This window comes from Streptomyces sp. NPDC002144 (genome assembly GCF_053593695.1).
Genome location: NZ_JBSFDB010000006.1, coordinates 1 through 19,112, shown reverse-complemented (window position 1 = coordinate 19,112; position 19,112 = coordinate 1). Strand labels below are relative to the sequence as shown.

Genomic DNA, 19,112 nt, shown 5'->3' with positions numbered 1-19,112 from the left:
CGGGCTCAGCCGGTGACCGCCTCGTGCACCAGGCGCCTGAGGTCCGGGATGACCCCCAGCGGGGTCTTCGGCCGGACCTGGGTCATGAACTGCACCGTCAGTTCGCGGCGCGGATCGACCCAGAAGGTCGTCGACGCGGCGCCGCTCCAGCCGTAGGTGCCGAGGCTCGACGGGGTCGGGGTGCGGTCCGGGTCGATGACGACGGAGACACCGAGTCCGAAGCCGACGCCCTCGTTGTTCGGCTCGTCGTGGACCGGACGGCTGCCGAAGGCGCGCAGGTCGGCGCCGCCGGGCAGATGGTTCTCGGTCATCAGGTCGACCGTCTCGGCTTTCAGCAGACGGACGCCGTCGAGTTCGCCGCGACGGCGCAGGAACTCCATGAAGCGGTGCATGTCGTGCGCCGAGGCCACCATGCCGCCGCTGCCGGACAGCAGACGCGGGCGTCCGCGCAACGGCAGCCCCGGGACCGGCTCGATGCCGCAACCCTCGGTCTCGCCGTACAACTCGGCGAGCCGCGGCGCCTGTTCGTCGGTGACGTGGAATCCGGCGTCGGTCATGCCGAGCGGGCCGAGGACGCGCCCCGCGAAGAACGCGTCGAGCGGCTGCCCCGAGACCACCTCGACGACCCTGCCGAGCACATTGGTGGCCACCGAGTAGTTCCACTCCGTGCCCGGCTCGAACTGCAGCGGCAGACCCGCGTACACGTCGACCGTCTCGGCGAGGTTCGTGCCCGGCACCACCGACGACTCCAGGCCGGCCGCGCGGTACAGGGCGTCGACGGGGTGGGAGTGGTAGAAGCCGAAGGTCAGGCCCGCGGTGTGGGTCAGCAGGTGGCGGATCAGGATCGGCCCGGACGCCGGTCGGGTGCGGACATCGGCCCCGGAGCCGCTCTCGTACACCCGCGGCTCGGCGAAGGCCGGCAGGTACCGGGCGAGCGGGTCGTCCAGTGAGAGCCGGCCCTCCTCGACGAGGATCAGCGCGGCGACGGTGGTGACCGGCTTGGTCATGGAGTAGATCCGCCACAGCGTGTCCGGCTCGACAGGCAGCCCGGCCGCGACGTCGCGCCGGCCGTGGGTGGTGAGGTGGGCGACACGTCCGGAGCGGGCCACGGCCACCAGGTAGCCGGGCAGGCGTCCCTCGTCGACGAAGTGGGCGAGATGCTGGTCAAGGCGGTCCAGTGCCTTCACGTCCAGCCCGGCCTCTTCCGGGTCCACCTCTTGTCGCAGCTGTGCCATCGCTCTCCTCCGAATGCGCTCGTCGAGGCCCGGTGCGGCGTGTCGCGTCACACCGGCCCCAGAACTCATCGTTGCGCAGGAACAGGGGCCGGGTCCCCCTGTTGACCGGGATTGATCTCCGTAAGGGAGCGTTTTGGGAATGCGGGCATCCGCCGGACGGGTTGAGTGCGGTATGACTCAGGACACACTGCTCGAGCTGCTCTCCGAACACCGAGGCGGAGTGCTGGTCACTCTCAAGCGCGACGGCCGCCCCCAGCTGTCGAACGTCAGCCACCACTACTACCCGGAAGAGGGCATCGTCCGGATCTCGGTCACGGACGACCGCGCCAAGACCCGCAATCTGCGCCGGGACCCGCGCGCCTCGTACCACGTCTCCAGCCCGGACCGCTGGGCCTACACGGTCGTCGAGGGCACCGCGGAGCTCTCGCCCGTCGCGAAGGATCCCCAGGACGACACAGTCGAGGAGCTGATCCGGCTCTACCGGGACGTCCTGGGCGAGCACCCCGACTGGGACGACTACCGCGCCGCGATGGTCCGCGACGGCCGGCTGGTGGTGCGCCTGAAGGTGGACCGCGCGTACGGCATCCCGAAACGCGCCGACGAGGGCTGAGGGGGTTACGGCATCCCGATGCGTGCCGACCAGGGCTGAGACGGTCACGCGGTCCTAGGGCTCCGGGCGCAGGGCGGACGACCGATGGTCCGGGGCGCACTGGCTGCCTAGGCTCACCGGAGAAGACAGCGCAGCTCAGGAAGAGGTCATGATGCCCGTCGACGGACGCAGCCATGTTCGTGTCGCCCGGCCCTCGAGGGATCTCGCGGCCGCCGAGCGGTTCTGGGTCGAGGGGCTCGGGCTGAGCGTGGTGTGGCGGACCGAGGGCGGCTCGGAACCCGGTGAGCACGACCTGCTGATGGTCGGGTGGCCGGACGCGGGATGGCACCTGGAGCTGGTGCACGAGCCCGCCCGGCCGGTGGAACCCCGGCCCACCGAGGAGGACCTGCTGGTCGTCTACGTCGACGGGCCGGTGCCGGAGGAGTTGGTGGACCGCTTGGAGGCGCACGGCGGCAAGCGGGTGGCCTCGCCCAATCCGTACTGGAACCGGTGGGGAGTGACCGTCGAGGATCCGGACGGGTACCGGCTGGTTCTGTGCGAGCGGGGCTGGTCCAACGCGTGACCGGGACCGGACAGGAGTGCGCCGCATGCGCCGGGAACGCATCCCGGCGCATGCGGCGCTTCGGCGGGGCGGGCTCAGGCCGTGACCGTCTCCGGCTGTGACGCCGACCGGGCCGCGCGCTCGCCGAGCTGCTCCGTCGGGACCTTGTGGGTCTCCCGGGCCGAGAGGGCCGCGATGACCGGCGGGACGCACAGGGCCGCGGTGAAGAGGGCGACCGAGGACCAGTCGGTGCCGTCCGGGCCCGCGATCTCCGCCGCGAAGGTCACCGCGAAACCGGCGACGGCGAAGCCGATCTGGGTGCCGACGGCCATGCCGGACAGCCGGACGCGAGTGGAGAACATCTCGCCGTAGAAGGACGGCCAGACACCGTTCGCCGCGCTGTAGACGACGCCGAAGGCGACGATGCCCAGGAACAGCACCAGCGGGTAGTCGCCCCTGGAGATCGCCCACAGGTACAGGAACATGGTGACCGCGCTGCCCACCGCGCCGACCAGGAACACAGGGCGGCGGCCGATCCGGTCCGACAGCCGCGCCCAGAGCGGGATCGCGGCGAGCGCGGCCGCGTTGGCGAGCGCCCCCACCCACAACATGGACGAGCGGGACATGCCGACGGAGTCGCTGGTGGCGTAGGCCAGCGCCCACACCGTGAAGATCGTGGAGACCGAGGCGATGAGCGCGCCCCCGATCACCCGCAGGACATCCCCCGAGTGCTCCCGCAGCAGTACGAGCAGCGGCATCCTCACGACGCCCTCGGTCGCCGCCTGCCGGGCGAACACCGGAGTCTCCTCGAGGCGGCGCCGGATGACGTACCCGACGGCGGCGACCGCGACGCTCGCCCAGAACGGGACGCGCCAGCCCCACGACAGCAGCTGGTCCTCGGGCAGGGCGGCGACCGGGATGAAGACCAGGGTGGCGATGAGCTGGCCGCCCTGGGTGCCGCTGAGGGTGAAGCTGGTGAAGAAGCCGCGCCGGTGCGGCGGAGCGTGTTCCAGGGTCATCGAGTTGGCACTGGCCTGCTCGCCGGCGGCGGAGACGCCCTGCAGGACGCGGCACAGGACCAGTAGGACCGGCGCGAGCGAGCCCACCTGGGCGCGGGTGGGCAGGCAGCCGATCAGGAACGTCGACAGACCCATGAGGATCAGCGTGAAGACCATGATCCTCTTGCGGCCCGCCCGGTCACCGAAGTGACCGAGGAAGAGCGCGCCGACGGGCCGCGCGGCGTACGCGACGCCGAAGGTGGCCAGCGACAGCAGGGTCGCGTCGGCCGGGTCGGACGCGTCGAAGAAGACCTTCGGGAAGATCAGCGCGGCGGCGCTGCCGTAGATGAAGAAGTCGTAGTACTCCAGGGCGCTGCCGATCCAGGCTGCTGCTGCGGCCTTTTTCGGTTGCCCGACGGCTTCGGCGGGGACGGACACGGCGTTGCTCCTTCGGGGGGCTCCAACGTAAGCGGAGCGAATGGAGAAGGGGAGACGGAGAGGGGAAGGGGACAGGGGAAGGGCAGGGGGAAGGGAGGGCGAGCGGGGAGCCGGATCAGGCGGCTAATTAACCCACTGGATAGTTAGTAGCGGTGGGTGGGATGTTGCGCTCGCGTTTCCCGCCTGTCAAGGGGTCGCGTTCCGTGACCCTCAGTCCGCCGTGCGCTCCGCGGTCAGGTAGGCGATCACCATGTCGCCCAGCATGGCGCGGTAGTGCTCGCGCTGTGCCGGGTCCACCAGGTCGCGGCCGAAGAGGGCGCCGAAGGTGTGCCGGTTGGAGACCCGGAAGAAGCAGAAGGAGCTGATCATCGCGTGCAGGTCGACGGCGTCGACGTCCGCCGTGAACAGCCCGGACTCCTTCCCGGCGGCCAGGATGCGGCGGATCACGTCGAGCGCCGGGGAGCCGATCCTGCCGAGTTTCCCGGAGGCCGCGATGTGCTCGGCGCCGTGGATGTTCTCGATGCTGACCAGCCGGATGAAGTCCGGGTGCTGCTCGTGGTGGTCGAAGGTGAGCTCGGCCAGCCGCCGGATGGCCGCCACCGGGTCCAGATGCTCGACGTCCAGGGCCTGCTCGGCCTCGCGGATCACGCCGTACGCCCGCTCCAGGACGGCGGTGAAGAGCTGCTCCTTGCCGCCGAAGTAGTAGTAGATCATTCGCTTGGTGGTGCGGGTGCGGGCGGCGATCTCGTCGACGCGGGCGCCGTCGTAGCCGGCCCGGGCGAACTCCTGGGTGGCCACGTCGAGGATCTCGGCCTGGGTGCGGGCGGCGTCACGGATCCGTCCGCCGGGTCGTGCCGGTTCGTCGACGCTGGTCATCGGGTTCCTTCGGAGGTGGGACCGGTGCCGCAGATTCTAGAAGGCGCCCGGGTGGTCGGCGCCGGGACCTTCCCTGGGCGCCGGGCGGCTGATATAGCTAACGTACTGGTTCGTACATTAACCATCGGCTCAGGAGGTCCGTGTGGCCAAGGACTCGTTTCTCGTCGGACTGATCGGCGCCGGCATCGGGCCCTCGCTGAGCCCGGCGCTGCACGAGCGGGAGGCGGACCGCCAGGGCCTGCGCTATGTGTACCGGCTCATCGACATCGACGAGCTGGGCCTGCCCCAGGGGTCCGTGGGCGACCTGGTGCGCGCCGCCCGCGACCTCGGCTTCGACGGGCTGAACATCACCCACCCCTGCAAGCAGCTGGTCATCGGGCACCTGGACGCCCTCGCCCCGCAGGCCGAGGCGCTGGGCGCGGTCAACACCGTCGTCTTCGAGGACGGACGGGCGACCGGGCACAACACCGACGTCACCGGGTTCGCCGCGTCCTTCGCCCGCGGTCTGCCCGACGTGCCGCTGGAGCGGGTCGTGCAGCTGGGCGCGGGCGGCGCGGGCGCGGCCGTCGCGCACGCCACGCTCACCCTCGGCGCCGGTCGGGTCACCGTCGTCGACGCGCTCGCCGAGCGGGCGGTGGATCTGGCGGCGGGGCTGAACCGGCACTTCGGCGCGGGACGGGCCGCCGCCGCCACGCCGGACCGGCTCGCCGACCTGCTCTCCCGCGCCGACGGCATCGTCCACGCCACACCGACCGGGATGGCCGCGCACCCGGGCCTGCCCTTCGCCGCGGAGCTGCTGCGTCCCGGGCTGTGGGTCGCCGAGGTGGTCTACCGGCCGCTGGAGACCGAGCTGCTGCGCGCGGCCCGTGCCGTCGGGTGCGCCACCTTGGACGGCGGCGGGATGGCCGCCTTCCAGGCAGCGGACGCGTTCCGCCTGTTCACCGGCCGGGAACCCGACGCGGCCCGGATGCTCTCGGACATCGGGGAACTGGCGGGCGCCGTCACCGCCCCGAAGTGAAGTGAGGTAGTCGAAGGTGCGTACGTCCATCGCCACCGTCTCTCTGAGCGGATCCCTCACGGAGAAGCTCACCGCCGCCTCCCGGGCCGGCTTCGACGGGGTCGAGATCTTCGAGAACGACCTGCTCGCCAGCCCCCTCGCCCCCGAGGAGATCCGGGCCCGCTGCGCCGACCTCGGACTCGGCATCGACCTCTACCAGCCCCTGCGGGACATCGAGGCCGTGCCCGAGGAGGAGTTCACGCGGAATCTGCGGCGCGCCCGCCACAAGTTCGAGCTGATGCGGCGCCTCGGCGCCGACACGGTGCTCGTCTGCTCCAGCGTCTCCCCGTCGGCCGTCGACGACGACGCCCTGGCCGCCGAGCAGCTGTCCCGACTCGCCGATCTGGCAAGGGAGTTCGGCATCCGCGTCGCCTATGAGGCGCTGGCCTGGGGACGGCGCATCAGCACGTACGACCATGCCTGGCACGTCGTCGAGACGGCGGGCCACCCCTCGCTCGGCACCTGTCTCGACAGCTTCCACATCCTCTCGCGCGGCAGCGACCCCAAGGGCATCGAGGACATCCCCGGCGAGAAGATCTTCTTCCTCCAGCTCGCGGACGCCCCACTGCTCGCCATGGACGTGCTGCAGTGGAGCCGCCACCACCGCTGCTTTCCCGGCCAGGGCGGCTTCGACGTCGCCGGGCTGGTACGGCACGTGCTGCGCACCGGATACGCCGGACCCCTCTCCCTCGAGGTCTTCAACGACGTCTTCCGCCAGGCGGAGGCCGGCCCGACCGCCGTGGACGCGCACCGCTCCCTCCTCGTCCTGCAGGAGACGGTGGGCCTCGCCGAGCTGCCCGCCCCGGTCGTCCCCACCGGCGTCGCCTTCGCCGAGCTGGTCACCCCCGACGCCGAGCCGGTCGCCGAGGTGCTGGGCGCCCTCGGCTTCGCCCGCACGGCACGGCACCGGGGCAAGCCGGTCGACCTGTGGCAGCAGGGCGAGGCCCGTGTCCTGGTCAACACCGGGCCCGCCGCCCGCCGCGACGGCACCACACTCGCCGCGATCGGCCTGGAGTCACCGGACCCGGCCGCAGCGGCCCGTCGCGCCGAGGCGCTGCTGGCACCGGTGCTGCCCCGCCGGCGGGCGGCTGAGGACGCCCCGCTGGAGGCCGTGGCGGCGCCCGACGGCACGGAACTCTTCTTCTGCGCGACGGACCACCCCGAACTCCCCAACTGGCGCGCCGACTTCGAGGACGTCCCCGGCGCCGGACCCGGCACGGCCGTGACCGGCGTCGACCATCTCGCCCTCGTCCAGCCCTGGCACCACTTCGACCAGGCCGCCCTCTTCCACCGCAGCGTGCTCGGCCTGGCCGCGCAGGAGAGCGTGGACGTCGCCGACCCGTACGGACTGCTGCGCAGCCGCGCCGTCGCCGCCGCCGACGGAAGCGTCCGTATCGCCCTGTCCGTCGGCCCGGCGCCCGCCGACGACACCGTCCACGCCCAGCACATCGCCCTCGCCACCGACGACGTGGTGGCCGCCGCGCGCCGGTTCCGCGCGGCCGGTGGCGCGCTGCTGCCGATACCGGCGAACCACTACGACGACCTCGCCGCCCGATTCGACCTCACCGACGGCGAGTTGGCGACCTACCGCGAACTCGGCATCCTCTACGACCGTGACGCGCACGGCGAGTTCCGGCACTGCTACACCAGGACCGTCGGCCGCGTCTTCTTCGAACTCGTCCAGCGGGACGGCGGGTATCGCGGGTACGGCGCCTCGAACGCCCCCGTCCGCCTCGCCGCCCAGCACGCCGCCCGCCGTCTCACTGGCGGCTGACGGTCCGGGTGACGCCGGTGACGACCGTGGTGGCCAGGATCCATCCGGTGATGATCAGGACGTAGGCGAGATACTGGTACCAGCCGCTCGGCGCGAAGGCGTCCTCCTGGCCGAAGGAGATCACCGGCAGGAGCAGGTCGAGGGTGTAGAAGACGGGGTTGAAGTGCGGGGCCTCCGACGCCTTGAGCGGGCGCGGGTGGTGCAGGGCGTACGCGAGCGAGCCGACGGCCAGCAGCGACAGCAGCCAGACGGCGGCGCGCAGCGGGTGGAAGCCGTAGCCGACGGTGGCGTCCTGGACGTAGCCCCAGACGCGGCCGTACCAGGCGCGGGTCGAGCGCAGACGGCGCTGCTTGGCGAGCAGCACGAGCCGGGCGGCGTGGTCGTCGCCGACCCGGCGGTAGGCGGCCGACAACTGCTCGTAGGCGTAGGGGACATAGCCGTCGCCGTCGCGCTCGAGCATGGGCAGGCGGTGCTCGGCGGGCACGTGCGGGGTGAGGGCCGTGTAGGTCAGCTCGCTGACGTACACCTCGCCGGGCAGCATCGCCGGTTCGAGGGTGAGGAGTTCGATGTGGGACCGGCGCAGGTTCAGCGCGCCGTCGACACGGTCACCGCCGCGCAGCCAGAGTTCGCCGATCACGCTGCTGCTGGCTCGCAGGGCCGTCCCGCCCGGCCGGGAGAGGCGGGCGTGCAGCAGATCGAGGCAGCCGGGGATGCGGGAGCCCCGGAAGTCCACCCGCCCGTGCGCGGTGAGGCACGCGGCCCGGACGTCGCTGCCCACCGTGAGGTTCTGTGCGTCGAGGGCGGTGCCCGAGGGGTGGTCGAACTCGGTGTCGCGGAGGTTCACCGCGCCGGACACGGATGCTCCGGTGAGCCGGACCTGACCGTGTGCCCGCAGACCCGGTGCCCACAGGTCGTCCCCGATCGTCACCTGGTTGAGCTGCAGCACCGGCTCCTCGGCGCCGGCCGCCTCGAACGCGCCCCGGTCGACGAACAGCGCCCCCGCTATGTGCGCCCCGCCCAGCCGTACCGGCCCCAGGAACCGGCAGTCCGTGAGCCGTAGCACCCCCTCGACCCGGACCGTCGCCGCGGACAGCCCGGGCAGCACCGAGTCGCTCAGGTTGAGCTGGCGCAGTCGCGCGCCGTACAGCTGCGGGACCTTCTCGAAGTGGCAGTGGCTCAGCCGGACCGCGTGGTCGCTCGTGCCGTACCGCAGGTCGAGGACGCCGGTGATCCGGGCGCCGTCCACCTTCAGCGCGGCTATCTCACCCGGCTCCTCGGGCCCGTTGAGCAGCAGGGCCCGCAACACGGCCGCCCGCAGCGTCCGTTCGGGTCCCCACCGCACGCCCTCGGCCGGGCCCTCGTCGTCCCCCGTACCGAAGTCGACCGCTTTCCCCGTGGCGAACGCCCGCCACACCCGCCGCTCGGCCGGCGTCAGTTCGTTGATCTCCACAGGGCGGGACTCTAACGCCCGCACACGGCAGCGGCCCGGGCCACGGCACCGACGCGTCTGCTCGTCTGCGGTGTCGAGCGAGCGCGGAGCGGGCGTGGTCCGGGCCGGGAGGGCTATGGCCGGGTGTTCCACTCGGCGACGACCGGGCGGCCGTGCTCGGTCGACAGGCGGCTGACCGTGCCCGTGGAGAGCTGGAACAGCCGTCCCTCGGCGGGCGGCAGGCCCAGTCGGCGGGCGGTCAGGACGCGCAGGAAGTGGGCGTGCGCGACGAGGATCACGTCCCCCGAGCGGTTGGCGAGGGCGGCGTCCACCCGGGCCAGCACCCGGTCGGCGCGGTCGCCCACCTCGGCCGGGGACTCGCCCGGGTGGCCGTCGGGGCCGGGTGGGACACCGTGCAGCCACAGGTCCCAGTGCGGGCGGGTGCGGTGGATCTCGACGGTGGTGACGCCCTCGTAGGCGCCGTAGTCCCACTCGTGCAGGTCGGGTTCGACCTCGGGCGAGGGGATGCCCGCGAGTTCGGCGGTGCGTATCGCGCGGCCGAGCGGGCTGGTCAGGGCGAGTGCGTAGGTCCGCTGCGAGAGGAGTGGAGCGAGGGACTTGGCCTGCTCCTCACCGTGCTGGGTGAGGGGCAGGTCGGTGAAGCTGGTGTGCTGTCCCGAAAGGCTCCACTCCGTCTCGCCGTGGCGGACCAGGAGAAGGTCCCCCACGGCCGGACTACTCCTTCGACTCGACGGCGTGGCCGCCGAACTGGTTGCGCAGCGCCGCGACCATCTTCATCTGCGGGGAGTCGTCCTGGCGGGAGGCGAACCGCGCGAAGAGCGAGGCCGTGATCGTCGGCAGCGGGACGGCGTTGTCGACGGCCGCCTCCACCGTCCAGCGGCCCTCACCGGAGTCCTGCGCGAAGCCCTTGAGCTTGTCGAGGTGCTCGTCCTCGTCGAGGGCGTTGACCGCCAGGTCCAGCAGCCAGGAACGGATGACCGTGCCCTCCTGCCAGGACCGGAAGACCTCGCGGACGCTGTCCACCGAGGCGACCTTCTCCAGCAGCTCCCAGCCCTCGGCGTAGGCCTGCATCATGGCGTACTCGATGCCGTTGTGGACCATCTTGGAGAAGTGCCCGGCGCCGACCTTGCCCGCGTGGACATAGCCGTACGGGCCCTCCGGCTTGAGCGCCTCGAAGATCGGGTGGAGCCGCTCGACGTGCTCCTTGTCGCCGCCGACCATCAGCGCGTAGCCGTTCTGCAGGCCCCACACACCGCCGGAGACACCCGCGTCGACGAAGCCGATGCCCTTGGCGCCCAGCTCCTCGGCGTGCTTCTCGTCGTCCGTCCAGCGGGAGTTGCCGCCGTCGACGACCGTGTCGCCGGGGGAGAGGAGGGTGCCGAGCTCGTCGACGACGGACTGGGTGGCGGCGCCGGCCGGGACCATCACCCAGACCACGCGCGGAGCTTCCAGCTTGTCGACCAGTTCGGCGAGGCTCGTCGCGTCGGAGAGGTCGGGGTTGCGGTCGTAGCCGATGACGGTGTGGCCGGCGCGGCGGATCCGCTCGCGCATGTTGCCGCCCATCTTGCCGAGACCGATCAGTCCGATCTGCATGTCAGTTGCCTTCCTTCAGGTCGCGGTAGGCGGCCACGAGTGCGGTGGTGGAGGGATCGAGGCCGGGGACGTCCGCGCCCTGGGTCAGGGCGGGTTCGACGCGCTTGGCGAGCACCTTGCCGAGCTCGACGCCCCACTGGTCGAAGGAGTCGATGTTCCAGATCGCGCCCTGGACGAACACCTTGTGCTCGTAGAGGGCGATCAGCTGGCCGAGGACCGACGGGGTCAGCTCGCGGGCCAGGATGGTCGTGGTGGGGTGGTTGCCCCGGAAGGTGCGGTGCGCGACCTGCTCCTCGGGCACACCCTCCGCGCGCACCTCGTCGGCGGTCTTGCCGAAGGCGAGCGCCTGGCCCTGCGCGAACAGGTTGGCCATCAACAGGTCGTGCTGCGCCTTGAGTTCGGCGCTGAGCTCGTCCACCGGGCGGGCGAAGCCGATCAGGTCCGCCGGGATCAGCTTGGTGCCCTGGTGGATCAACTGGTAGTAGGCGTGCTGCCCGTTGGTGCCGGGCGTGCCCCACACCACCGGTCCGGTCTGCCACTCCACCGGACGCCCGTCACGCTGCACCGACTTGCCGTTGGACTCCATGTCCAGCTGCTGCAGATACGCCGTGAACTTGGAGAGGTAGTGCGAGTACGGCAGCACGGCGTGCGACTGGGCGTCGTGGAAGTTGCCGTACCAGATGCCCAACAGGCCCAGGATCAGCGGGGCGTTGGCCTCGGCAGGGGCGCTCCGGAAGTGCTCGTCGACGATCCGGAAGCCGTCCAGCATCTCGCGGAAGCGGTCCGGGCCGATGGCGATCATCAGGGAGAGGCCGATCGCCGAGTCGTAGGAGTAGCGGCCGCCGACCCAGTCCCAGAACTCGAACATGTTGTCCGGGTCGATGCCGAACTCGGTGACCTTCCCGGCGTTCGTCGACAGGGCGACGAAGTGCTTCGCGACCGCCTTGTCGTCGCCCAGACCGTCCGGGCCCTCCAGCAGCCAGGAACGGGCCGAGGTGGCGTTGGTGATCGTCTCGATCGTGGTGAACGTCTTGGAGGCGACGATGAACAGCGTCTCCGCCGGGTCCAGGTCGCGCACCGCCTCGTGCAGGTCGGCGCCGTCCACGTTCGACACGAAGCGGAAGGTCAGCTCCCGTGCCGTGAAGGCCCGCAGGGCCTCGTACGCCATCGCGGGGCCGAGGTCCGAGCCGCCGATGCCGATGTTGACGACGTTGCGGATCCGCTTGCCGGTGTGGCCGGTCCACTCGCCGGAGCGGACCCGCTCGGCGAAGCCGGTCATCTTGTCCAGCACGGCGTGCACCTTCGGCACGACGTTCTCGCCGTCGACCTCGACCACCGCGTCGCGCGGGGCGCGCAGCGCGGTGTGCAGCACGGCGCGGTTCTCCGTGGTGTTGATCCTCTCGCCGCGGAACATGGCGTCCCGCAGCCCGAACACGTCGGTGGCGGTGGCCAGTTCCCGCAGCAGGGCCAGGGTCTCGTCGGTGATCAGGTGCTTGGAGTAGTCGATGCGCAGATCGCCCACGTGTACGACGTACCGCTCCGCACGCCCGGGGTCGGTGTCGAACAGCTCCCGCAGCCCGGGTTCGCCCTGGGCGCGGTGGTCCTCCAGGGCGGTCCACTCGGGACGCCGGGTGAGGCTTGGGGTGTCGGCCATGTCAGACGGTCTCCTTCGCGCTCTCGCCGCGCAGGGCGATCGCGTACATCTCGTCGGCGTCGAGGCGGCGCAGCTCCTCGGCGATGAGCTCGGAGGTGGTGCGGACCTTCAGGGCGAGGGTGCGGGAGGGCTGGCCCGGCAGGGACAGCGTGGCCAGCGGGCCCTCGGGGCGGTCGATGACGATCTCGCCGTCGGTGGTGCCCAGGCGCACGGCGGTGACGACCGGGCCGGCCGTGACGACACGGTCGATCCGCACGTTCAGCCGCGCCTCCAGCCAGCGCGCCAGCAGCTCGGCGGCGGGGTTCTCGGCCTCGGCCTCCACCGCGCCCGAGATGATCTGCGCCCGTGCCTGGTCCAGGGCGGCGGCCAGCATCGAGCGCCAGGGCGTCAGCCGGGTCCAGGCGAGGTCGGTGTCGCCGGGCGCGTAGGAGCGGACCCGGGTCTCCAGTGCCTCGAGGGGGTTCTCCACGGCGTACAGGTCGGTGATCCTGCGCTGCGCCAGTGCGCCCAGCGGGTCCTTCGAGGGCACCTCGGGCGCGTCCACCGGCCACCACACCACGACGGGCGCGTCCGGCAGCAGCAGCGGCAGCACGACCGAGTCGGCGTGGTCGGACACCTCGCCGTAGGTGCGCAGCACGACCGTCTCACCGGTGCCCGCGTCGGAGCCCACGCGCACCTCGGCGTCGAGCTTGGAGGCGACGCGGTCGCGCGGGGTGCGGGCCTGCCGCCTGATGACGACCAGGGTGCGCGAGGGGTGCTCGTGCGAGGCCTCCTCGGCCGCCTTGATCGCGTCGTAGGCGTTCTCCTCGTCCGTGACGATCACCATCGTCAGGACCATGCCCACGGCAGGCGTACCGATGGCGCGGCGACCCTGCACCAGCGCCTTGTTGATCTTGCTTGCCGTGGTGTCGGTCAGGTCGATCTTCATGGCCTGCGCCAGCTCCGTCCGTCTCGTGCGAGCATCTCGTCGGCTTCCTCGGGTCCCCAGGTCCCCGAGGCGTACTGCGCGGGCTTGCCGTTCTTCGCCCAGTACTCCTCGATCGGGTCGAGGATCTTCCAGGACTCTTCCACTTCCTGGTGGCGGGGGAAAAGGTTGGCGTCGCCGAGCAGTACGTCCAGGATGAGCCGCTCGTACGCCTCCGGGCTGGACTCGGTGAAGGACTCGCCGTAGGCGAAGTCCATCGACACGTCCCGGATCTCCATCGAGGTGCCCGGGACCTTGGAGCCGAACCGGACCGTCATGCCCTCGTCGGGCTGGACGCGGATGACGATCGCGTTCTCGCCGAGCTCCTCGGTGGCGGTGGAGTCGAAGGGCGAGTGCGGGGCGCGCTGGAAGACGACCGCGATCTCGGTGACCCGGCGGCCCAGCCGCTTGCCGGTGCGCAGGTAGAACGGCACGCCCGCCCAGCGCCGGTTGTCGATGTTCAGCTTGACGGCCGCGTAGGTGTCGGTCGTGGAGGACGCGTCGATGCCGTCCTCCTCCAGGTAGCCGCGCACCTTCTCGCCGCCCTGCCAGGCCTCGGCGTACTGTCCGCGCACCGTGTGGGCGCCGAGGTTGTCCGGCAGCTTCACGGCCTTGAGGACCTTCAGCTTCTCGGTGAGCAGCGACTCGGCGTCGAAGGCGGCCGGCTCCTCCATGGCGGTCAGCGCCATCAGCTGCAGCAGGTGGTTCTGGATGACGTCACGGGCCGAGCCGATGCCGTCGTAGTAGCCGGCGCGGCCGCCGATGCCGATGTCCTCGGCCATCGTGATCTGGACGTGGTCGACGAAGGACCGGTTCCAGATCGGCTCGTACATCTCGTTGGCGAAACGGAGCGCCAGGATGTTCTGGACGGTCTCCTTGCCGAGGTAGTGGTCGATGCGGAAGACCTGGTCCGGCTCGAAGACGTCGTGCACGACCGCGTTCAGCTCACGGGCGCTCGCGAGGTCGCGGCCGAACGGCTTCTCGATGACCGCGCGCCGCCAGGAGCCCTCGGGCGCGTTCGCCAGGCCGTGCTTCTTCAGCTGCTGGACGACCTTCGGGAAGAACTTCGGCGGCACGGAGAGGTAGAAGGCGAAGTTGCCCCCGGTGCCGCGGGAGGCGTCCAGCTCCTCGACGGCCGACTTCAGCTGCTTGAAGGCGGTGTCGTCGTCGAAGTCGCCGGGGATGAACCGCATGCCCTCGGCGAGCTGCTGCCAGACCTCCTCACGGAACTCGGTGCGCGCGTGCTCGCGCACGGAGTCGTGCACGATCTGCGCGAAGTCCTCGTCCTCCCAGTCCCGGCGGGCGAACCCGACGAGCGAGAAGCCGGGCGGCAGCAGACCGCGGTTGGCCAGGTCGTAGACGGCCGGCATCAGCTTCTTGCGGGAGAGGTCACCGGTGACGCCGAAGATGACCAGGCCGGAGGGGCCGGCGATACGGGGGAGGCGCCGGTCGCGCGGGTCGCGCAGCGGGTTCTCCCAGTCGACGGTGGCAGGGATCTCGGTCATTCCGCGTCCACTCCCTCGCTGTCCGGGGACTTGCTGTCCAGGGACTTGGCGACGGCCTCCAGCAGGTCCTGCCAGGCCGTCTCGAACTTGGCGACACCCTCGTCCTCGAGCTGCTGCACGACCTCCTCGTACGAGATCCCGAGGGCCTCCACGGCGGCCAGGTCGGCGCGCGCCTGCGCGTAGCCGCCGGTCACCGTGTCACCGGTGATCCCGCCGTGGTCGGCGGTGGCGTCGAGGGTGGCCTCCGGCATCGTGTTCACGGTGCCCGGGGCGACCAGCTCGTCCACGTACAGGGTGTCCTTGTACGCGGGGTCCTTCACGCCGGTCGAGGCCCACAGCGGGCGCTGCCGGTTGGCGCCGGCGCCGGCGAGGGCGGTCCAGCGGTCCGACGACCGGGACGGGTCGCCGGCGGAGCCGAACACCTCTTCATAAGCCTGGTACGCCAGCCGCGCGTTCGCCAGCGCGGCCCGGCCCTTGAGGGTGGTCGCCTCGGGGGAGCTCAGGCCGGTCAGCCGCTTGTCGATCTCGGAGTCGACCCGGGAGACGAAGAAGGAGGCGACCGAGTGGATGGCCGCGAGGTCGAGGCCCCTGGCCTGCGCCTTCTCCAGGCCGGCGAGGTAGGCGTCCATCACCTCGCGGTAGCGCTCCAGGGAGAAGATCAGCGTGACGTTGACGCTGATGCCGAGGCCGATGACCTCGGTGATCGCCGGGAGGCCGGCCCGGGTCGCCGGGATCTTGATCATGACGTTGGGCCGGTCGACGAGCCAGGAGAGCTGCTTGGCCTCGGCGACGGTGGCCCTGGTGTCGTGGGCCAGACGAGGGTCGACCTCGATGGAGACCCGGCCGTCCCGGCCGCCGGTCGCGTCGTACACGGGCCGCAGGACGTCGGCGGCGGCGCGGACGTCGGCGGTGGTCATCATCCGTACGGCCTCTTCGACCGTCACGCCGCGCACGGCCAGGTCGGCGAGCTGCTCCTCGTAGCCCTCGCCGGAGCCGATGGCGGCCTGGAAGATGGAGGGGTTGGTGGTGACGCCGACGACGTGCTTGTCGCGGACGAGTTCGGCGAGGTTGCCGGTCTCGATGCGCCCGCGCGAGAGGTCGTCGAGCCAGATGGAGACGCCTTCGTCGGTGAGGCGCTCGAGTGCTCCCGCGGTGGCGGTTGCTTCGGTCATGGTACTGATCATCTTCTTTCTGGCGATCGGATCAACCGCGGGCGGCGGCGGGGCCTGTCGTTGAATTGAACACAGCCCGGGCCGTGGCGGCGACGTTCTCGGGGGTGAAGCCGAACTCGGCGAACAGGGTCTTCGCGTCGGCGGAGGCGCCGAAGTGCTCCAGGGAGACGATGCGTCCCGCGTCACCCGTGAAGCGGTACCACGTCAGGCCGATGCCCGCCTCGACCGCGACGCGGGCCTTCACCGACGGCAGAAGCACGCTCTCGCGGTACTCGCGGGGCTGCTCCTCGAACCACTCCACCGACGGCATCGACACCACGCGGGTGCCGATCCCCTCGGCCTCCAGCTGCTCCCGCGCGGCGACGGCGAGCTGCACCTCGGAGCCGGTGGCGATGAGGATCACGTCCGGGGTCCCCTTCGAGGACTCCCTCAGGACGTAACCGCCCTTCGCCGCATCGGGATTGGGGGCGTACGTCGGCACGCCCTGACGGGTGAGCGCGAGTCCGTGCGGGGCCGGGTCGGTGGCGTGCCGCCTCAGGATCTCGGCCCAGGCGACGGCGGTCTCGTTGGCGTCGGCCGGGCGGACCACGTTCAGACCGGGGATGGCGCGCAGCGCGGCCAGGTGCTCGACCGGCTGGTGCGTGGGGCCGTCCTCGCCGAGACCGACGGAGTCGTGCGTCCAGACGTAGGTCACCGGCAGCTGCATCAGCGCCGACATCCGCACCGCGTTGCGCATGTAGTCGGAGAACACCAGGAAGGTGCCGCCGTAGACGCGGGTGTTGCCGTGCAGGGCGATCCCGTTCATCTCCGCGGCCATGGAGAACTCGCGGATGCCGAAGTGGACGGTACGGCCGTACGGGTCGGCCCCGGGCAGCGGGTTGCCCTTCGGCAGGAAGGAGCTGGTCTTGTCGATGGTGGTGTTGTTCGAGCCGGCCAGGTCGGCGGAGCCGCCCCACAGCTCGGGCAGCACGGCACCCAGCGACTGCAGCACCTTGCCGGAGGCGGCGCGGGTGGCGACCGACTTGCCCTCCTCGAAGACCGGCAGGGCCTCCTCCCAGCCCTCGGGCAGCCGGCCGGCCACGACCCGGTCGAACAGCTCGGCGCGCTCCGGGTCGGCGCCGCGCCACTTGTCGAGCTGCTTGTCCCAGGCCGCGTGCGCCTCGGCGCCGCGGTCGAGGGCCTCGCGGGTGTGGGCGAGGACGTCGGCGTCGACCTGGAAGGACCGCTCGGGGTCGAAGCCGAGGACGCGCTTGGTGGCGGCGACCTCGTCGGCGCCGAGCGCGGAGCCGTGGGCGGCCTCGGTGTTGCGCGCGTTCGGCGCGGGCCAGGCGATGATCGTGCGCATCGCGATGATGGAGGGCCGGCCGGTCTCGGCCTGGGCGGCCCTGAGCGCCGCGTACAGGGCCGGTACGTCGATGTCGCCGTCCTCGGCGGGCTCGACGCGCTGGGTGTGCCAGCCGTAGGCCTCGTACCGCTTCAGGACGTCCTCGGAGAAGGCGGTCGCGGTGTCGCCCTCGATGGAGATGTGGTTGTCGTCGTAGAGGAAGACCAGGTTGCCGAGCTTCTGGTGCCCGGCGAGGGAGGAGGCCTCGGCGGAGACGCCCTCCTCCAGGTCGCCGTCGGAGACGATCGCCCAGATGGTGTGGTCGAAGGGGGAGGTGCCCTCGGGGGCCTCCGGGTCGAACAGACCGCGCTCGTAGCGGGCGGCCATCGCCATGCCGACGGCGTTGGCGACGCCCTGGCCGAGCGGGCCGGTGGTGGTCTCCACGCCCGCCGTGTGGCCGTACTCGGGGTGACCGGGCGTCTTGGACCCGTGGGTCCTGAAGGCCTTGAGGTCATCGAGCTCCAGCTCGTAGCCGGAGAGGAACAGCTGGGTGTAGAGGGTCAGCGAGGTGTGGCCGGGGGAGAGGACGAAACGGTCCCGGCCGGTCCACTCGGGGTCCGCGGGATCGTGGCGCATCACCTTCTGAAAGATCGTGTAGGCGGCCGGCGCGAGCGCCATCGCGGTGCCCGGGTGGCCGTTGCCGACCTTCTGTACGGCGTCGGCGGCCAGCAGTCGCGCGGTGTCGACGGCGCGTCGGTCGAGTTCGGTCCATTCGAAGCTGTCCGGTGTCTGCGTGCTCATCTTCAGGAAGTCCTCACTCGCAGCGGTGTTTCTGGCCTGACGCGTTCAAACTTAAAAGTCTGACTTTTACGGTGGTAGGTCCTCGTGTGCCAGCCTGTGGTGAAAGTGGGACACCGACAGCACCAGCCGGGCGGCGTGAGAGGGACATGGCGGACAGAACCATCCAAGGCGGCGACGGTGACGGGGGCGTGGACGTGATCAGAACGTTCCCCTTCCCGGTCGAGCTGAGTGTGTGCGGGGTCGGCATGCAGGTCGGCCCGATGGGAGCCGGCCGCACCTGGCACGCGGATGCCCCGCTGCACCGCGTCCATCGCATCGACTTCCATGTCGTGATGCTCTTCGACGACGGCCCCGTCCGCCACATGATCGACTTCGCCGAGTACGAGGCGAGGGCGGGGGACGTGCTGTGGATCCGCCCGGGCCAGGTCCACCGTTTCCCGAATGCCAGCGAGTACCGCGGAACCGTGCTGACCATGCAGCCGGGCTTCCTGCCGCGTGCCACGGTGGAGGCGACCGGCCTGTACCGCTACGACCTCCCGCCCCTGCTGCGCCCGGACGACGCCCAACTGGCCGCCCTGCGCTCGGCCCTGACGCAGTTGCGATACGAGTACGAGGACACCACGACCCTTCCGCTGAGTCTTCACACGGCGGTCCTGCGCCACAGTCTGACGGCGTTCCTGCTCCGTCTCGCCCATCTGGCGGCGAGTTCGGCCCGGGCGGCCGGCGGTCAGTCGGACACCACCTTCACCCTCTTCCGGGACGCCGTGGAGAAGCAGTTCGCCACCAACCACAGCGTCAGCGCCTACGCCGACTCCCTCGGCTACTCCCGCCGCACCCTCGTCCGCGCGGTCCGCGCCGCCACCGGCGAGACCCCCAAGGGCTTCATCGACAAACGGGTCGTCCTGGAGGCCAAGCGGCTCCTGGCCCACACCGATCTCCCGATCGGCCGCGTCGGCGCGGCCGTCGGCTTCCCGGACGCCGCGAACTTCTCCAAGTTCTTCCAGCAGCACACGGACATGACACCGGCGGCGTTCCGGGCCGAGGTCGCCGACGTCGGTTCTCAGCACAGACACGTTTCAGACACTCAGTGCCATCGGTTGACATGCCCATCCCGAAAGGT

General features: G+C 71.2%; 16 protein-coding genes. 5 read left to right on the top strand and 11 right to left on the bottom strand.

What is annotated here, in order from left to right:
- Window positions 1–5 precede the first annotated feature (5 nt).
- On the bottom strand, window positions 6–1,235 hold the full coding sequence (locus ACWCQ1_RS10770) for a serine hydrolase domain-containing protein (RefSeq protein ID WP_358596068.1): 1,230 nt from the start codon (window positions 1,233–1,235) through the stop codon (window positions 6–8).
- A 172-nt stretch (window positions 1,236–1,407) separates the two neighbouring features.
- Here ACWCQ1_RS10770 and ACWCQ1_RS10765 point away from each other — a divergent pair, with 172 nt between their 5' ends.
- Together ACWCQ1_RS10765 and ACWCQ1_RS10760 are read left to right on the top strand one after the other, a co-directional pair.
- Window positions 1,408–1,845: a PPOX class F420-dependent oxidoreductase gene (locus ACWCQ1_RS10765; RefSeq protein ID WP_133041959.1), complete on the top strand. Its 438-nt coding sequence runs from the start codon at window positions 1,408–1,410 to the stop codon at window positions 1,843–1,845.
- Window positions 1,846–1,996: 151 nt separating this feature from the next.
- Complete coding sequence (locus tag ACWCQ1_RS10760) at window positions 1,997–2,407, top strand: VOC family protein (protein ID WP_358596734.1); 411 nt, start codon at window positions 1,997–1,999, stop codon at window positions 2,405–2,407.
- A gap of 74 nt (window positions 2,408–2,481) precedes the next feature.
- Here ACWCQ1_RS10760 and ACWCQ1_RS10755 read toward each other — a convergent pair whose 3' ends face one another.
- Window positions 2,482–3,822 carry an MFS transporter gene (locus tag ACWCQ1_RS10755; RefSeq protein ID WP_451026280.1) on the bottom strand — a complete coding sequence of 447 codons (1,341 nt, stop codon included), beginning with the start codon at window positions 3,820–3,822 and terminating at the stop codon, window positions 2,482–2,484.
- A gap of 210 nt (window positions 3,823–4,032) precedes the next feature.
- Window positions 4,033–4,698, bottom strand: coding sequence for a TetR family transcriptional regulator (locus ACWCQ1_RS10750; RefSeq protein WP_133041961.1), 666 nt, complete (start codon window positions 4,696–4,698; stop codon window positions 4,033–4,035).
- A 142-nt stretch (window positions 4,699–4,840) separates the two neighbouring features.
- Here ACWCQ1_RS10750 and ACWCQ1_RS10745 point away from each other — a divergent pair, with 142 nt between their 5' ends.
- Together ACWCQ1_RS10745 and ACWCQ1_RS10740 are read left to right on the top strand one after the other, a co-directional pair.
- On the top strand, window positions 4,841–5,716 hold the full coding sequence (locus tag ACWCQ1_RS10745; RefSeq protein WP_133041962.1) for a shikimate dehydrogenase: 876 nt from the start codon (window positions 4,841–4,843) through the stop codon (window positions 5,714–5,716).
- A gap of 16 nt (window positions 5,717–5,732) precedes the next feature.
- Window positions 5,733–7,529 (top strand): bifunctional sugar phosphate isomerase/epimerase/4-hydroxyphenylpyruvate dioxygenase family protein, encoded by a 1,797-nt coding sequence (locus tag ACWCQ1_RS10740; RefSeq protein ID WP_451026279.1) that lies wholly within the window; start codon window positions 5,733–5,735, stop codon window positions 7,527–7,529.
- Here ACWCQ1_RS10740 and ACWCQ1_RS10735 read toward each other — a convergent pair.
- The 8 genes from ACWCQ1_RS10735 to tkt form a co-directional block, all read right to left on the bottom strand.
- Window positions 7,516–8,979: a membrane-associated oxidoreductase gene (locus tag ACWCQ1_RS10735; protein WP_358596056.1), complete on the bottom strand. Its 1,464-nt coding sequence runs from the start codon at window positions 8,977–8,979 to the stop codon at window positions 7,516–7,518. The two genes, ACWCQ1_RS10740 and ACWCQ1_RS10735, sit on opposite strands and share 14 nt — an antisense overlap.
- Window positions 8,980–9,092: 113 nt before the next feature.
- Window positions 9,093–9,686, bottom strand: coding sequence for a histidine phosphatase family protein (locus ACWCQ1_RS10730; protein WP_133041965.1), 594 nt, complete (start codon window positions 9,684–9,686; stop codon window positions 9,093–9,095).
- Between the two features lie 7 nt (window positions 9,687–9,693).
- Window positions 9,694–10,572, bottom strand: coding sequence for a phosphogluconate dehydrogenase (NAD(+)-dependent, decarboxylating) (gene gnd / locus ACWCQ1_RS10725; protein WP_133041966.1), 879 nt, complete (start codon window positions 10,570–10,572; stop codon window positions 9,694–9,696).
- A 1-nt stretch (window position 10,573) separates the two neighbouring features.
- Entirely contained in the window at window positions 10,574–12,226 is a 1,653-nt protein-coding gene (pgi, locus tag ACWCQ1_RS10720) for a glucose-6-phosphate isomerase (protein ID WP_358596051.1), read from the bottom strand.
- A 1-nt stretch (window position 12,227) separates the two neighbouring features.
- Window positions 12,228–13,154, bottom strand: a complete 927-nt coding sequence (opcA, locus tag ACWCQ1_RS10715; RefSeq protein ID WP_133041968.1) for a glucose-6-phosphate dehydrogenase assembly protein OpcA — start codon at window positions 13,152–13,154, stop codon at window positions 12,228–12,230.
- The gene (gene zwf / locus ACWCQ1_RS10710) at window positions 13,151–14,695 is read right to left on the bottom strand and encodes a glucose-6-phosphate dehydrogenase (protein WP_207929664.1); all 1,545 of its coding nucleotides are present in this window, start codon (window positions 14,693–14,695) and stop codon (window positions 13,151–13,153) included. Before zwf ends, opcA begins: the two co-directional genes overlap by 4 nt.
- Entirely contained in the window at window positions 14,692–15,876 is a 1,185-nt protein-coding gene (tal, locus tag ACWCQ1_RS10705) for a transaldolase (protein WP_358596732.1), read from the bottom strand. The genes zwf and tal overlap by 4 nt, the downstream gene beginning before the upstream one ends.
- Window positions 15,877–15,898: 22 nt before the next feature.
- Window positions 15,899–17,992 (bottom strand): transketolase, encoded by a 2,094-nt coding sequence (gene tkt, locus ACWCQ1_RS10700; protein WP_358596047.1) that lies wholly within the window; start codon window positions 17,990–17,992, stop codon window positions 15,899–15,901.
- Window positions 17,993–18,138: 146 nt separating this feature from the next.
- Between tkt and ACWCQ1_RS10695 the strand changes: the two genes are divergently transcribed.
- On the top strand, window positions 18,139–19,112 hold a 974-nt coding region (locus ACWCQ1_RS10695; RefSeq protein WP_451026278.1), incomplete at its 3' end, for an AraC family transcriptional regulator.